At 65.3% G+C, this 14,527-nt stretch carries 10 protein-coding genes; 6 read left to right on the top strand and 4 right to left on the bottom strand.

All coding sequences use genetic code 11. The annotated features are described in order from the left end of the window. Positions 1–9 precede the first annotated feature (9 nt). On the bottom strand, positions 10–2,760 hold the full coding sequence (locus I2H36_RS08495) for a glycoside hydrolase family 2 protein (protein ID WP_196263453.1): 2,751 nt from the start codon (positions 2,758–2,760) through the stop codon (positions 10–12). Between the two features lie 326 nt (positions 2,761–3,086). On the opposite strand from I2H36_RS08495, the gene I2H36_RS08490 reads away from it, so the two are divergent. The 6 genes from I2H36_RS08490 to I2H36_RS08465 all read left to right on the top strand — a co-directional run bounded on the left by I2H36_RS08490 (position 3,087) and on the right by I2H36_RS08465 (position 11,441). Further along, positions 3,087–3,377 carry a hypothetical protein gene (locus I2H36_RS08490; protein WP_196263452.1) on the top strand — a complete coding sequence of 97 codons (291 nt, stop codon included), beginning with the start codon at positions 3,087–3,089 and terminating at the stop codon, positions 3,375–3,377. 200 nt (positions 3,378–3,577) lie between these two features. Further along, positions 3,578–6,109: a DUF3772 domain-containing protein gene (locus I2H36_RS08485; RefSeq protein ID WP_246718708.1), complete on the top strand. Its 2,532-nt coding sequence runs from the start codon at positions 3,578–3,580 to the stop codon at positions 6,107–6,109. Next, on the top strand, positions 6,106–6,603 hold the full coding sequence (locus I2H36_RS08480; protein ID WP_196263451.1) for a CAP domain-containing protein: 498 nt from the start codon (positions 6,106–6,108) through the stop codon (positions 6,601–6,603). The genes I2H36_RS08485 and I2H36_RS08480 overlap by 4 nt, the downstream gene beginning before the upstream one ends. A gap of 101 nt (positions 6,604–6,704) precedes the next feature. Continuing rightward, positions 6,705–8,681 carry an ABC transporter ATP-binding protein/permease gene (locus I2H36_RS08475; protein WP_196263450.1) on the top strand — a complete coding sequence of 659 codons (1,977 nt, stop codon included), beginning with the start codon at positions 6,705–6,707 and terminating at the stop codon, positions 8,679–8,681. A gap of 97 nt (positions 8,682–8,778) precedes the next feature. Further along, positions 8,779–10,575, top strand: coding sequence for a glucan ABC transporter ATP-binding protein/ permease (locus I2H36_RS08470; RefSeq protein WP_196263449.1), 1,797 nt, complete (start codon positions 8,779–8,781; stop codon positions 10,573–10,575). Continuing rightward, positions 10,572–11,441 carry an alpha/beta fold hydrolase gene (locus I2H36_RS08465; protein WP_196263448.1) on the top strand — a complete coding sequence of 290 codons (870 nt, stop codon included), beginning with the start codon at positions 10,572–10,574 and terminating at the stop codon, positions 11,439–11,441. Before I2H36_RS08470 ends, I2H36_RS08465 begins: the two co-directional genes overlap by 4 nt. Before the next feature lie 3 nt (positions 11,442–11,444). On the opposite strand, the gene I2H36_RS08460 is transcribed toward I2H36_RS08465, so the two are convergent. Genes I2H36_RS08460 through I2H36_RS08450 form a run of 3 tightly spaced genes read right to left on the bottom strand, consistent with a single transcriptional unit; the run spans position 11,445 to position 14,516 of the window. Further along, positions 11,445–12,743 carry an HlyC/CorC family transporter gene (locus I2H36_RS08460; protein ID WP_196263447.1) on the bottom strand — a complete coding sequence of 433 codons (1,299 nt, stop codon included), beginning with the start codon at positions 12,741–12,743 and terminating at the stop codon, positions 11,445–11,447. A 4-nt stretch (positions 12,744–12,747) separates the two neighbouring features. Beyond that, complete coding sequence (aroB, locus tag I2H36_RS08455) at positions 12,748–13,887, bottom strand: 3-dehydroquinate synthase (protein WP_246718707.1); 1,140 nt, start codon at positions 13,885–13,887, stop codon at positions 12,748–12,750. Further along, complete coding sequence (locus I2H36_RS08450) at positions 13,884–14,516, bottom strand: shikimate kinase (protein WP_246718706.1); 633 nt, start codon at positions 14,514–14,516, stop codon at positions 13,884–13,886. The genes aroB and I2H36_RS08450 overlap by 4 nt, the downstream gene beginning before the upstream one ends. Positions 14,517–14,527: the final 11 nt, after the last annotated feature.

Raw genomic sequence — 14,527 nt, 5'->3', positions numbered from 1 at the left:
TAAAGCGCCTTACGCCGCGGCTTCTGCGGCCCGGACGGCTTCCTCGAGTCGAGCAGTCCGCGACTCGACCGCGAGTTCCACCAGGGCATCCGTGAGCATCGTTGCCGTCGGATCGGCCAGAGGCGCATCCCGCATCAGGCGCAGGGTCGAGGCGACCAGACGACCGCGCCCATAGGAGCGCTCGACGCCGAGCGCCACCGGCTTGTGGATCCAGCCAACCACAAGACCGGCGAAGACTCGGGCCTGGAAGTCGAGCAGGTTGCAACCTGAGATCACGAAGTCCGGCAGCACCCGATCCATGGTCTCGTCGAGCAGCGGTCCTGACGGGAAGCGCGCGAAATGACCGGTACGCCGCAGCCATCCGAAGGACGACGCCCAATCTCCCGACCACAACGTCCCGTGTCGGGTCTGCACCTTCACCGCCTGCCAGTGCGGGAAGAACGGATACAGGCTCATGTCGCTCTCGGGCAGCAGCAGAAGCTTGGCGCCGGCGCGCACATGGTCGGCAATCGCCTTGTTGTGGGTGCGGGCCACGACAAGAGTCGATTCCTCGAAGGCGCGGGCCATGGTGTAGCCCAGCGCCTGGAAGTGCTCGCGGATATCCTCGTCCGGCGACCATACCAGCTCGCGCGCGTGAGCCGGCCGGGTGCGCTTGGGATGGATCGCGATGTCATGGTGGTTATGCGCGATCAGGCGGCCGTCGGAGGTGCGCAGATCGAAATTGATCCGCCGCAGCGAAGGCTCGTCCATCTGAGGCAGCTGAATTTCGACACGGCCCAAGTCGAACACGTCCGGCGCTTCGATGCGGGCCAGGGGCAGCGTCTGGCTCTCGCCTGCAATTGAAACTTCCAGCGTGCAGTCTTCGAGCACGGGCCCGGCACCGTGAGCGATGGCAAGGCCGAGAGAGGCCTTCTCGCCGGACCAGTAGGAGGCACGCTCCCATTTCGGCGCGATCACCGTGTCCGAATTGACGATGGGAAACAGCTCGTGGAACACGCGCGTGTTGCGGCGCATGTCGAGCAGGCCGTTCGACTCCCAGTGACAGTCGTGTAGCTCGGTGATGACATAGCCCGCGAGGCTGGGCTTGCGCCGCATCGCCTCGATCTCGTATTTCAGCGCGCGGAACTGCTGCCATTGGGCCGCGATCACGAACCGGCGCAGGTCGCCGAAAACGCGATCCAGACTCCAGTCCGAGAAACGGTTTTCGACACCGTGGGCATACATAACACCCTCGCCCCAGTCGTGGCCTGTCTCGAACCACCAGGGCTCCTCTCCCTTCTCATCGCGCAGGTCCTTCGGATAGGGCAGGCCCCAGTTCCCGAACTCCGAGCACATGAGCGGCTCGCGGCCGGTGATCACCGCATCGCCATGGGGCGAGTAGAGCCACGAGGCGCGGCCCGACAGCTCGTCCACGAACTGGTCCCACTGCTCCCGATGATCGGGATAGGCGGCATAGAAGTGATAATCCGCAATGTCGGATTCCACGTGGAAGCTCGGCGCGAGCGGCGAGTTGTCGACCACGAGGCGCGTGGGATCGTAGGCCTTGAGCCAGGCGAAGGTGCGCTTGAGCCAGTCGCGGTGGTCCGCATCGTTGACGAGGTCGACGCCCCAGTTCTCGTTGATGATCGTCCAGATGACGATCGAGGGATGGTTGCAGTCGCGGTCGACGATGCCCTTCAGGAGCTTTTCCTTGCGTCCGCGCGAGCGGTCGGTGGCCATGCCGCCGTTGGGCAGCTCCGTCCAGATGAGCAGACCCATGCGATCCGCGACTTCGTAGTAGCGCGGATCCGCCGCCTTGATGTGGCAGCGCAGGCAGTTGAGCCCCATCTCCTTCGCCTTGCGGAACTGGTCCTCCAGGAATTCCACCGACGGCACGGTGCAGATCGTGTCCGGATAGTAATCCTGGTCGAGCGCGGAGCGGATATAGAGCGGCTCGCCGTTGAGGTAGAACTTGCCGTTCCTCGTCTCGATGGAGCGGAAGCCGAAATTGTCCCCGATCTCGTCCTTGATCTCGTCGTCGCGCATTAGAGCCAGGGTGATCCGGTAGAGGTTCGGATGATCGGGCGACCAGGCGCGCACATCGTCGAGGGTGAACTCGAAGGGCATCGAGGTGACGCCGACCTGCGTCTCATGCATCTCGTCGAGCACCACATCGCCTGACGGGTCGGTGACACGGATGCGGATCTGCGTCGCGTCGGTGAGCGGACGCGCGAAGAACACGCCGGAGGTCACGCGGCCGGTGGTCAGGTTGGGCACAAGGCGCACGCGGCTCATGTGGTCCGGAATGCGGCGCTCGAGATAGACAGACTGCCAGATGCCGGACAGGGGGCCGTACCAACTCTGCTTGCCGAACGGAATCTCGGCGAAGGGCGAGTCCGGGAACTCGGCCGGATTGTCCGTGGGGCTGTCGACCCGGACCTTGATCTCGTTCGCCCCCGGCTTCAGGTGGGGGGTCACGTCGAAGGAGAAGGGCAGGAAGCCGCCCTCGTTGTGGCCCACGGCCTCGCCGTTCACGAAAACCTTCGTATTGTGGAATACGGCGCCGAAGCGGATCCAGACGCTGTCGTGGAGCCACTCCTCCTCAACTTCGATCGTCCGGCGATAGATGCCGATGCCGGCGCGCATGCGCAGGTCCGCGAACTGGGCCTGCCAAGGACTGGGCACGGTGATCTGGCGAACCTCCGCCGGGCCAGCGAGACGGTCGTCGGCCACATGCAAAAATTCCCAAGTCCCGTCCAGACTGATGCGATTGTCCAGCATGATCTCTCCTTGAATCAGAGATTACCCAAGGGTCTCGAAAACGGCGAAAACATGGCTGAGAGCAGCCCGGCGGAGGCTTTGCCCACCCTGCGACACCTCGTGCACGCCCGCTTGCTCGACCCATCGGCCCCTCGTCTCTGACCGTGATTGGCGGCCTGTGTCGGACAACGGGAAAAAGCTTCATTGGATCCAGACGGTAGGACGCATGGACAGGCAAACGGCCAAGATCGATCCCGGCAGGAACCGCCACCTCCATCTGGCGTTGCCCTGATAATGCCGAGCCTTGCTGCTCGCTCAACAGGCACAATAACTGAAAGAGGCTCGAGATGGCTCAATTGATCCCCGACGATCGGACCCGGCAGGGAGGCTCAGGCCGTCCTGTTCTCGGCGTCCTGATCGGTTCGCTCCTGCTGCTGGCCGTCGCCGTCGGTGGCTACATGATCTGGGTTGGGTCGACCTCGCCCGACGATCCGGGCACGGACGCCGCCCGCTCGGCCACGACGGGCTCCACGACCGGTTCGTCCAACGCCAATCCCACCAACCGGATCGCGCCGGCCAATCCGGCGTATCCGGCGCCCAATGCGCAGCCTTCGGCCAACGAGGCTCCCAAGCAGTAACGCAGCTTCCGTAAAGGCAGCCGGGCGAGGTGTGATAGCCTCCCCGGCTTTTTTGTTGCGCTTGGTCTGCCCTGCGGCGAGTTTTCGCCGTAATGATTCGCGAAGAACCGGCCCGCTTACGCTTTGTGCGAGAACGGAACCGGCGGAATGGGAGCGTAGGGCCACCCTCATGCTCCAAGGAATGCGATAGGGTAGACCGAATGATGAGTATTGGCCTCAAGCGGCTCTTCGGAGCCGCCGTGATCGTGCTGGCGGTTGCTGCCGGCGGCACGTCTGACGCACAGCAAGCACAGACGGCTCCCAATCCTCAGGCACAAGCTCCGGCTCAACCGCAGCCTCAGGCGGCACCGACGCCCGCTCCAGCGACGATCTCGGCGGAAACCAAGGCTGCCCGCGCCAAGCTCGATGGCTACAAGGCCGATCTCGACCAGAAGGAAGCGGCGATCCAGGGCCGGACCATGCCCGACACGGATCTGCAGAACATCCGCCAGCAGATCGAACCGATCATCGCCGATATCCGCGCCGTCGTGGACGAGCAGACCCCGCGGCTTGAGGCCAGCAAGCAGCGCCTCAGCCAGCTTGGACCCAAGCCCGAGAAAGGGCAGCCCGAGGAGAGCGCCGACGTGGCCCGGGACCGCGCCGAGCGCGAGGCGGCCGTGGCTGAGCTCGACGAGACCCAGCGCCTCGGCCGCGCCCTGCTGGTGCAGGCCGAGCAGCTGAGCACCCAGATCGGAGACCTGCGCCGGACGGGCTTCACCCGCGCCCTGTTCGAGCAGAGCGACGGCCTGCTCAGCCCGAGCCTCTGGATGAGCGTGGTCCAGGCGGTTCCGCGGGAGTTCCGGGCGTTGGGCCTCATCGCCGAGGATGCCCTGGATCAGCTCCGGCGCAACACGTCCCTCGGGGTCCTGCTCCTTCTCGGCTTGGCCATCGGCGCGGCGATCGCGCTCTATGTCGGCCGACGCTCGATCGCGCCCCGGCTTGTGCGGCGCGACCCCGCCATCAACGATCCGTCCCGACGCAGCCGCCTGTTAGCAGCGCTCGGGGTTCTTATTCTCGGAGCAGGCCCGGCCATTGCCGGAAGCTGGATCGTGTGGGTCGCCTTCGATTCCGCCGATATCGTGCCGCCCCGGTTGGAGCAGGTCGGCAAGGCTGTCTTAAGCGGGCTTGCCTTCATCGCCTTCGTGCGCGCCCTGATCGACGCCATCCTGGCGCCGGATCATACCTCGTGGCGGCTGATCCCGGTGCGGGATGCCTCCGCCACGCGGATCATGAGCTTCTCCGTCCTCCTCGCGACCGTCATGGTCTTCGGCAAGGTGATCGAGGCCTTCAACAAGGCCATAGCCGCCGCCCTGCCGATTACGGTCATCACCCGGGCGGTCTTTGCCCTTGCGGCGGCTCTCGTCTTCGCAGAGCTGCTACGCCGGTTCGCAGCTCGTGAGACGCAGGACGAAGCCTGCCTCGGGCCCTATGTTCCGCAGGAGGTCGATATCGGCGGCCCCCTGCGCAGCCTCGGCTGGTTCATCGTCGCGCTGATCATCGGCAGCGTGGTGGGCGGCTACATCGCGCTGGCGTCCTTCCTGGTCGATCAGGCGGTGGGGATCTCCATCATCATCGCCCTTCTGGTGCTGGGCATCGCCTTCGCCGACGAGTTCATCGGCGGTTCCCTGCGGGGCCAGAGCCGGATCGCCACGACCCTGCAGGCCAATACGGGCCTGCGGCGCCGTTCGCTCGAGCAGATCGGCATTCTGGTGAGCGGCGTCGCGCGCCTCGTGCTGATCATCATCGCGATCCTGCTCGTGCTCCTGCCCTGGGGCATCGAATCGACCGATGTGACGGGCTCGCTCAGGGCGCTGTTCTTCGGCTTCAATGTGGGCGACGTCACCGTCTCCCTGTCGTCGATCCTGATCGCCGCCCTGTTGTTCGCCGGGGGCTTCACTATCACCCGCGTCATCCAGCGCTGGCTCGACAACACGTTTCTGCCCGCCACCGATCTCGATGCGGGCCTGCGCAACTCGATCCGCACGGCCGCGGGCTATGTGGGCATCATCACGGCGGGCGTGGTCGCCTTCACCTATCTGGGCCTGAGCCTCGAGCGGCTCACCATCGTGGCCGGTGCGCTGTCGGTGGGTATCGGTTTCGGCCTGCAATCCATCGTCAACAACTTCATCTCGGGCCTGATCCTGCTGTGGGAGCGCCCGATCCGCGTCGGCGACCTCGTGGTCGTGGGCGACGGCGAGGGCTATGTGCGCCGGATCAACGTGCGCTCCACCGAGATCCAGGCCTTCGACCGCTCGATGCTGATCGTGCCGAACTCGAACCTGATCTCCGGCATCGTGCGCAACCGCGTGCGCAACGACCGCGTCGGGCGCGTGCTCGTGTCGGTTCCGGTCCCTCGTGCGTCCGATCCGGATCAGGTGGCGGAGATCATGCGCAAGGCGGCTCTCGCCCACCGGGAGGTGATGAGTGAGCCCAACCCGCGCGTGCTGTTCAAGAAGGTGACGGAGAACACCATCGATTTCGACCTCGTCTGCTTCGTCGACGACATCGATGCGGCCGGGCGCGTGTCGAGCGAACTCTATTTCGAGATCTTCCGCGGCCTGCGCAAAGCCGGCATCGGGGCACCGGCGCCGACACCGGCTCCAGAGCCCGAGGAGCCAGCGGAGAAAGCGCCAAAAACCGAGGAAAAGGAGGATGAAGCCTTAACCCTTCTCAAGGATAAGACGCCCGCATGAAGCGTCTCATCCTCGCCAGTCTTTCCGTGCTCGCCCTTGCTGCCTGCCAGAGCGAGAAGCCCGTCGCGCGGGGCCAGACCCCGAGCTTCTACGTCTCGATGGCCAAGGCCGGGGCTGAGGTGGATGCCGCCATGGCGCGCGACATGATCAGCGCCTATCGCGGCAACAACGGCCTGAAGCCGCTGTCCCTCGACCCTGACCTCCAGGCTATCGCGCAGGCGGAAGCCGACGCCATGGCGAGGGCTGACAAGCCGAGTTCGGCGGATTCCTTCAAGGCGCGGCTTGCCACCACGGGCTTTGCTCAACCGGCCGCAAACCTGTCCGCTGGTTACCACACCCTGGCCGAGGCCTTCTCCGGCTGGCGTGAGAGCCCGCCGCATAACCGGGTGCTGCTCGATTCGAGAGCGACCCGGATCGGCATCGCCACGGCTTACGCGCCGAACTCCAAGTACAAGGTCTACTGGGCTCTGGCCGTCGCAGCCGACAAACGCTGATCGCTGACCGCGGTCTCAAACGAGCTAACCCGGAACTTAACCCATGTTAGCGGGCTTTAGCTTGAGGAACTCTCAAGCTTAGCGAGTGCGCGTTTTGTAACATGCCGGACTTCGACCCGAAATTGGGCAGGCAAGTGCCCCCGCCGCCGGTGACAGGACGTGAGCAGGAAGTCGGTCCCGGTCAGGACAACACGCTGGCCAAGGAAGCGAAGAAGGCTGCCGCGCACGAGCCCGACCCCCAGCACCCTGATGATGCCATCGCCGAGGTGAAGCCGAGCATCGGCCGGGAGCTCTATGCGCTCTTTCGCGACATGCTCCGGGGCCGCAAGGGCTGGCCGATGCTGCGGCTGTCCGTGGCCATCCTCGTCATTCTCGTCGGCAATATGTTCGGCCAAGTGCGGCTCAACGAATGGAACGGCGCTTTCTTCGACGCGGTTGAGAAGCGCGACACCTCCGCGTTCTTCGACCAATTTCTCGTCTTCCTGGTGATCGTCGCCGTTCTGCTGGCTCTGGTGGTCGCACAGACCTGGCTGCAGGAACGCCTCAAGATCCGCCTTCGGGAGCGGCTCACCCAGGTGCTGCTCGACCTCTGGCTCAAGCCCAACCACGCCTACCAACTCGGCTTCATGGGCAAGAGCGGTTCGCAGCCGGATCAGCGCATGCAGGAGGATTGCCGCCTGTTCTCCGAGCTTTCGACGGAGCTCGGGGTCGGCATGCTGCAGGCGCTTCTGCTGCTCGTCAGCTTCATCGGCGTGCTCTGGGGCCTGTCCAGCCCTGTCACCTTCACGATTGCCGGAAACGCCATCACGATCCCCGGCTACATGGTATGGGTTGCCTTGGGCTATGCGGGAATCGGGTCGGGCCTCACCTGGCTCGTCGGCCGCCCCTTGATCCGGCTCAATACGGAGCGCTATGCCCGCGAGGCGGAGCTGCGCTATGCACTCGTGCGCGTGAACGAGAGCGCCGAGAGCGTTGCGCTCTACAACGGCGAGCCCGACGAGCGCCGCAGCCTGGACGAATTCGTGGAAGCGGTGCTGAAGGCCTCGCGGCGCCTTTCCAGCGGCCTCGCCCGTTTGACCTGGATCACGTCGGGCTACGGCTGGCTTGCCATCGTGGTGCCGATCCTCGCCGCCGCGCCGGACTATTTCGCCGGACGCCTGTCGTTTGGCGAGATGATGATGGTGGTGGGCGCCTTCAATCAGGTGCAGTCGGCCCTGCGCTACTTCGTCGACAACTTCCCGAAAATTGCGGACTGGCGCTCGGCGGTGTTGCGCGTTGCCACGTTCCGGCAGGCGGCGCTCGATCTCGATGTGGTCGCGGCCGAGAACCGGCGCATCGACATTGCCCCGCATCCGAAAGGCTGGCTCAGCTTCGAGGGCGTGTCCATCGCGCTCAACGACGGAAGCATCCTGATCGAGGACGCGACGGCCGAGATCAAGCCCGGCGAGCGCGTGCTGATCATGGGTGAATCGGGGGCCGGCAAGAGCACGCTCTTTCGCGCCATCTCCGGCCTCTGGCCCTGGGGCTCCGGCAAGGTCCGAGTTCCCAAGCCCGAGCAGATGATGTTCCTGCCGCAGCGCCCCTACCTGCCGCTGGGAACCCTGCGGGCCGCCATCAGCTATCCGGCATCACCCGACACCTTCGACGACAAGGACGTGCGCGCGGCGCTCGAGCGCTGCGGCCTCGGTGAGTTCCTCGACATGCTCGACCGGCACGAGCGCTGGGACCGCAGCCTGTCGCTGGGTCAGCAGCAGCGGGTGGCCTTCGCCCGCGTCATTCTGCACAAGCCGCAATGGGTGTTCATGGACGAGGCAACCTCGGCCCTCGACGAGGACAACCAGGCCTCCATGCTGGGGCTGTTCGAGAATGAGCTGAAGGGCGCAAGCGTGATGTCCATCGGCCACCGGCCGGGACTGGAAGAATTCCATACCCGCACCCTTCATATCCGCAAGACCAGCGAGGGCGCCGTTCTTCTGGCTCGTCCGATGCGTGCTCCGCAGCCGAAGCTGGGGCCGCGATGGATCGGCCGCTTCAGGCGAAAGCTGCGCTCGTCTCATGCCCGGAGTGTCGATGCATGAAGGCGCAGCGCGTCGGCGTGGGCCTCCATGAGACGCAACTCTCTATCGCGAGCGGAGTTTCTGCCTTAAGGTCCGTTTCCTTGACAGAGTCATCTCCATGCGGCTGATCAGGCTCTATATCCGTGTTCTCGGCCAACTCGGGTCCGATCTGCGGATCGGCGCGGTACTGGCATTGGCCAATGTGGCGCTGGCGATCTCTGCCTTTGCTGAGCCCATCCTGTTCGGCCGCATCATCGACGTGCTCACCCGCGGTCAGGTGCCGGGCACGCCGCCTGTGACCTTCGGGATCCTGACGCCGCTCATCCTCGCCTGGGTGGCTTTCGGCTTGTTCTCCATCGGCGCCGGCGCCCTCGTGGCGCTGCATGCGGACCGCCTCGCCCATCGCCGGCGCCTGGCCGTGGTGGCGAGCTATTTCGAACACGTTCTCGAACTCCCGCTCGCCTTCCATACCTCGACCCATTCGGGCCGTGTCCTGAAGGTGATGCTGGAGGGCTCGGGCGCCATGTCCTGGCTCTGGCTCGGCTTCTTCCGCGAGCACATGGCCGCCCTGATCGCGCTGGTCGTGCTGTTGCCGCTCACCGTGTTCCTGAACTGGCGCCTCGGCCTCCTGCTCGTTGCGCTCGTGGCCGTGTTCGCGGTGCTGACCGCCGTGGTCCTGCGCAAGACCGAGACCCTGCAGGGCTCCGTCGAGCGCTACCACTCCAATCTCGCGGAACATGCCTCCGACGCGCTCGGCAATGTGCCGGTCATCCAATCCTTCACTCGCGTCGAGGCCGAGACGCGGTCGCTCAGAACCATCATCAACCAGCTGCTCCAGGCACAGAATCCGGTTCTATCCTGGTGGGCGCTGGCCGCCGTCGCGTCGCGGGCCTCCGCCACCATCACGGTCACGGCCATCTTCCTGCTCGGCACATGGCTGCACCTGAGCGGGCTCGCCACCATCGGTGAGATCGTCATGTTCATGAGCATGGCCACCATGCTGATCGGGCGGCTCGAACAGGCCGTGAGCTTCATCAACCAGCTCTTCATGCAGGCGCCGAAGCTACAGGAATTCTTCGAGATCCTGGATACGGCGCCGGTCGTGCACGACCGGCCCAACGCGAAAAACGTGGAGCGTTACGGGGGCGACGTGGTCTTCGACAATGTCAGCTTCTCCTATGACGGCAAGCGCTCCGCCGTTCAGGACGTGTCCTTCACCGTCCGTGAGGGAGAGAACGTGGCGCTGGTGGGCGCCACCGGTTCCGGCAAGTCGACGACGCTGGGTCTCCTGCACCGCGCCTTCGATCCGCAATCGGGCTGCATCCGCATCGACGGGCTCGACATCCGCGACGTCACCCTGTCGTCGCTTCGGCGCAACATCGGCGTGGTGTTCCAGGAGCCGATGCTGTTTGCCCGCACCATCCGCGAGAACCTGCAGGTCGGACGTCCCGATGCGACGGATGCCGAGATGATCGAGGCTTTGGAACGCGCGCAGGCCATCGAATTCATCGCCCGCCAGACCGACGGTCTCGACACGGTGATCGGCGAACGCGGGCGCTCCCTGTCGGGCGGCGAGCGCCAGCGCCTGTCGATCGCCCGTGCGCTCCTGAAGAACCCGCCGATCCTCATTCTCGACGAGGCCACGAGCGCGCTCGACGCCGCCACGGAACGCAAGTTGCAGATGGCGCTCGACGAGGTCATGAAAGGGCGCACGACCTTCGTCATCGCCCATCGCCTCGCCACCATCCGCAACGCCGACCGCATCCTCGTGTTCGATCAGGGGCGCGTCATCGAGAGCGGTACCTTCGATGAACTCGTGGCTACGGGCGGCCGTTTTGCGGAGCTGGCAAAGGCTCAGTTCATGGCTCCCGAAGAGCCGCCGAAGCGGCCCGTCAGGGTGTCCGCACACGCATGACGCAGAGCTTCGATCCCAACACGCCCGTCGATCGCTTCCGCACCAACGGCATCACGCTTCATGCCATCGCGGCGGGACCTGAGGACGGTCCTCTCGTCATCCTGCTTCACGGCTTCCCGGAATTCTGGTGGGGATGGCGCTACCAGATCGGGCCGCTCGCTAACGCGGGCTTTCGCGTGCTCGTGCCCGACCAGCGCGGCTACAACCTCAGCGACAAACCGGAAGGACGGCGGGCTTACGATCTCGATACTCTGGCGAAGGACATTGCTGGCTTGGCCGATGCCCTCGGCCGGCAGAGCTTTTCCGTGGTCGGACATGACTGGGGCGGGCTCGTGGCCTGGTGGACGGCCTCGCGCTATCCGGACCGCGTCGAAAAGCATGTCGTCCTCAACGCGCCTCACCCGAACGTGGCCGGCGCCTACATGCGCTCGCATCCGAGCCAGATGGTGCGAAGCCTCTATGTGGGCTTCTTCCAGATTCCGTTCCTGCCTGAAACCATGCTCTCGGCCAACGGCCATCGCAGCCTCAAGGATGCACTCCGGCGTACGAGCCGTCCGGGCACGTTCTCGGACGAGGATATCGCCGCTTACGAGAAAACATGGTCGCAGCCCGGTGCGCTCACGGCGATGCTGAACTGGTACCGCGCCCTGCCGCTCAAGCCCGAGATGAAGGACGCGACCGTGCGCGCTCCTACTCTTGTCATCTGGGGCAGCAAGGATCGGTTCCTCGAAAAAGGGCTGGCGGAGGCGAGCCTTGCGCTATGCGAGCACGGCAGCATCCGCTGGATCGAGAGCGCCACTCACTGGGTCCAGCACGAGGAGCCGGAGGCAGTTAACGCGGCTCTGTTGGAGTTCCTGAGAGCCTGACGATCATTCCGCCCTTGGCCGCACCAGCGACAGCGGTGTGATTCTTACCGCCATGATCCGGTTGCGCGACTTGCGCAGCACCTGGAAGCGGAAACCGTGGAAGGTGAAGATCTGGCCGGTGTCGGGAATGGCCTGCGCCTCGTGGATCACGAGGCCGGCGATGGTGGTGGCCTCCTCGTCAGGCAGGTTCCAGTCCATGGCGCGGTTGAGGTCGCGGATCGGCACGGAGCCGTCCACATTCACCGAGCCGTTGGGCTGGGGCCGCACGCCTTGCACCGAGAGATCGTGCTCGTCCTTGATGTCGCCGACGATCTCCTCAAGGATGTCTTCGAGGGTGATGAGACCCATCACCTCGCCGTACTCGTCGACCACGAGGGCAAAGTGCGTTTTCTTGGCGAGAAAGGCCTTGAGCTGATCGCGAAGCGACGTGGTGTCGGGCACGAACCAGGACTCCAGCGCAATCGCCTCCACCTTCAGCTTGCTCGCATCGCCACCCACCGCATCCAGCGCCCGCAGCAGGTCCTTGGCGTGGAGCACACCGACGATGTTTTCCTGGCTCTCGCGCCACAGCGGCATGCGCGTATAAGGCGAGGACAGCACCTCGCGCACGATCTCCTCGGACGAGAGATCCGCGTTGATCGTGCGCATCTTGGTGCGATGGACCATGACCTCCGAGACGCTCAGATCCTCGAGATCAAGAAGACCGCCCAGCATGTCGCGGTCGGTCTTGGCGACGCCGCCCTCCTTGTGCAGCAGGGCCACCTGGCCGCGGATCTCCTCTGACGCGGACAGGATCGGCGTGTTCTCGCCAATCCGGATGCCGAAGGGCCGCAGCATGACGCGCGCAATGCGTTCGACCGCGATGGCGAGCGGCCCCAGCAGGGCCACGGCCCAGGACATGGGACGCGAGAGGACGAGCGATACGGTCTCGGGGGAGGAGATGGCGAGCGTCTTGGGCAGCACCTCGGCGAACACGATCACCAGGATCGACATGATGATCGTGGCGTAGATCGCGCCGCCGTCGCCGAAGATCGCCACCAGCACGCTCGTGGCGAAGGCCGAGACGCCGATATTGACGATGTTGTTGCCGATCAGCACCGTGCCGATGAAGCGCTCGCGCATCTCAAGCAGGCGGTTCACCAGCTTGGCGCGCCGGTCGCCGCCCTTTTCCAGCACCAGCATGCGGGAGCGCGAAGCGGCCGTAAAGGCCGTCTCGCTCGCCGAGAAGAAGGCCGAGAGCAGAAGGCAGAAAACGACGAAAGCCGCTGCAAACCAGAGATTGCCGGATGATTCTTCGACCATGACCTTATGCGTCGATCTCGCCTGTCAGGAACCTGCGAACCTCGTCGGCCGCGATACCCGGCGCGATGAAGCTTTGGCCGATGCCCCGCGCCAGGATGAAGATGAGGGCGCCGCCCTTGACCTTCTTGTCCTGCGCCATGGCATCGAGCAATGCGTCGACCGTGCCGCAGCCTCCCGGAACCTGGGACAGGCGTGTGGGAAGTCCGACGGCTTTGAGATGAGCCTCGACGCGCTCTGCATCCGCCGGCGGGCAGAGCCCGAGGGACGCGGAGAAGCGGAAGGCCAGCGCCAAGCCGATGGCCACGCCCTCGCCATGGACGAGGCGGGTGGAATCGTAGGCCGTGATCTTTTCCAGCGCATGGCCGAAGGTGTGGCCGAGATTGAGCAGCGCGCGGTCGCCGTTCTCATGCTCGTCGCGTACCACGACAGCCGCCTTGGCGCGGCAGCTCTGCGCCACGGCCTCGTCGCGCTCCGGGCCCCCGGCGAAGACGCCCTGCCAGTTGGCCTCGCACCAGGCGAAGAAGCGTGCATCGTCGATGAGGCCGTACTTCGCCACCTCGGCATAGCCGGCGCGCATCTCGCGGAGCGGCAGCGTGTCGAGCAGCGCCGTGTCGGCGATGACGAGGCTCGGCTGGTGGAAGGCGCCCACAAGGTTCTTGCCGTGCCGCGAATTGATGCCGGTCTTGCCGCCGACGGACGAATCGACCTGGGAGAGCAGAGTGGTGGGCACCTGGACGAAGCGCACGCCCCGGCGCACGACCGCCGCGGCAAAGCCCGCGAGATCCCCGATCACGCCGCCGCCGAGCGCCACCACGAGGTCGCCGCGCTCGATCCTGGCGGCCAGCATCGCATCGCAGACCCGCTCCAAGCCGGCATAGGATTTGGTGGCCTCGCCGGGCGGCAGGGTGACGACGGAGACGCGCAACCCTTGCGCTTCAAGCGAAGCCGTGAGCGCAGAGGCATAGAGCGGCCCCACATGCTCATCCGTCACAATGGCGGTGGCACGCGCGCTCAGGCTTGCGATGCGCGCGCCCGCAGACTCGATCAGGCCGCGCCCGACCAGGATCTCATAGGCCCTGTCGCCGAGGGGGACCGGCACCGTGATGAAGGACGGAGAGTCCATCCTGGCCGATGAAAGCGTCATGTCCGGGCGCTCTCCTGCTTCTCGTGCTCGAACCATTCCCGCAGAGCCTTGATGAGTTCGGTCACCACCTTGTCGTGCGGGGCCTCATGGGAATCGATCGTGATGTCGGCCGTGGCATAGACCGGGTACCGCAGGTCCATGAGGCGGCGCATGGTGCCCTCGGGATCAGGGTTCTGCAGCAGGGGACGGGTCGCGCGCTTGCGCACCCGGCGCATGAGAACGTCGAGATCGGCCTTGAGCCAGATCGAGATGCCCTGCTCGGCGATCCGCCCGCGGGTCTCCTCGTTCATGAAGGCGCCGCCGCCGGTGGCCAGCACGATGGGCCCCTCCTGCAGGAGGCGGGCGATCACGCGGCGCTCTCCGTCGCGAAAGTGCTCCTCGCCGTGAATCGCGAAGATTTCGGGGATCGTCATGCCGGCCGCGGCCTCGATCTCGTGATCGGCATCACGGAACGGCAGCTTGAGCGACTGCGCGAGCCTGCGGCCCACGGTGCTCTTTCCGGCGCCCATGAGGCCGACGAGCACGAGCGATCGCGTGCCGAGCAGGCGGCTGATGGAAGGGCCGCGCTGGCTTGCCTGGTCTTGCCCGCCAGCTTCATCGAGCGAATTGAAGCGGCTGATTTTGTTCATGGCTCCATGTC

Source organism: Microvirga terrestris (assembly GCF_015694425.1).
In the GTDB taxonomy this organism is placed as follows: Bacteria; Pseudomonadota; Alphaproteobacteria; order Rhizobiales; family Beijerinckiaceae; genus Microvirga; species Microvirga terrestris.
Note: the sequence above shows the minus strand (reverse complement) of the source record. Positions and strands in the feature narration are given on the sequence as shown.

What these genes read in the sequence shown, in the direction of transcription:
- I2H36_RS08495 (WP_196263453.1), bottom strand. Translation starts at nt 2,760, where the DNA reads ATGCTGGACAATCGCATCAGTCTGGACGGGACTTGGGAATTTTTGCAT.
- I2H36_RS08490 (WP_196263452.1), top strand. Translation starts at nt 3,087, where the DNA reads ATGGCTCAATTGATCCCCGACGATCGGACCCGGCAGGGAGGCTCAGGC.
- I2H36_RS08485 (WP_246718708.1), top strand. Translation starts at nt 3,578, where the DNA reads ATGATGAGTATTGGCCTCAAGCGGCTCTTCGGAGCCGCCGTGATCGTG.
- I2H36_RS08480 (WP_196263451.1), top strand. Translation starts at nt 6,106, where the DNA reads ATGAAGCGTCTCATCCTCGCCAGTCTTTCCGTGCTCGCCCTTGCTGCC.
- I2H36_RS08475 (WP_196263450.1), top strand. Translation starts at nt 6,705, where the DNA reads ATGCCGGACTTCGACCCGAAATTGGGCAGGCAAGTGCCCCCGCCGCCG.
- I2H36_RS08470 (WP_196263449.1), top strand. Translation starts at nt 8,779, where the DNA reads ATGCGGCTGATCAGGCTCTATATCCGTGTTCTCGGCCAACTCGGGTCC.
- I2H36_RS08465 (WP_196263448.1), top strand. Translation starts at nt 10,572, where the DNA reads ATGACGCAGAGCTTCGATCCCAACACGCCCGTCGATCGCTTCCGCACC.
- I2H36_RS08460 (WP_196263447.1), bottom strand. Translation starts at nt 12,743, where the DNA reads ATGGTCGAAGAATCATCCGGCAATCTCTGGTTTGCAGCGGCTTTCGTC.
- aroB (WP_246718707.1), bottom strand. Translation starts at nt 13,887, where the DNA reads ATGACGCTTTCATCGGCCAGGATGGACTCTCCGTCCTTCATCACGGTG.
- I2H36_RS08450 (WP_246718706.1), bottom strand. Translation starts at nt 14,516, where the DNA reads ATGAACAAAATCAGCCGCTTCAATTCGCTCGATGAAGCTGGCGGGCAA.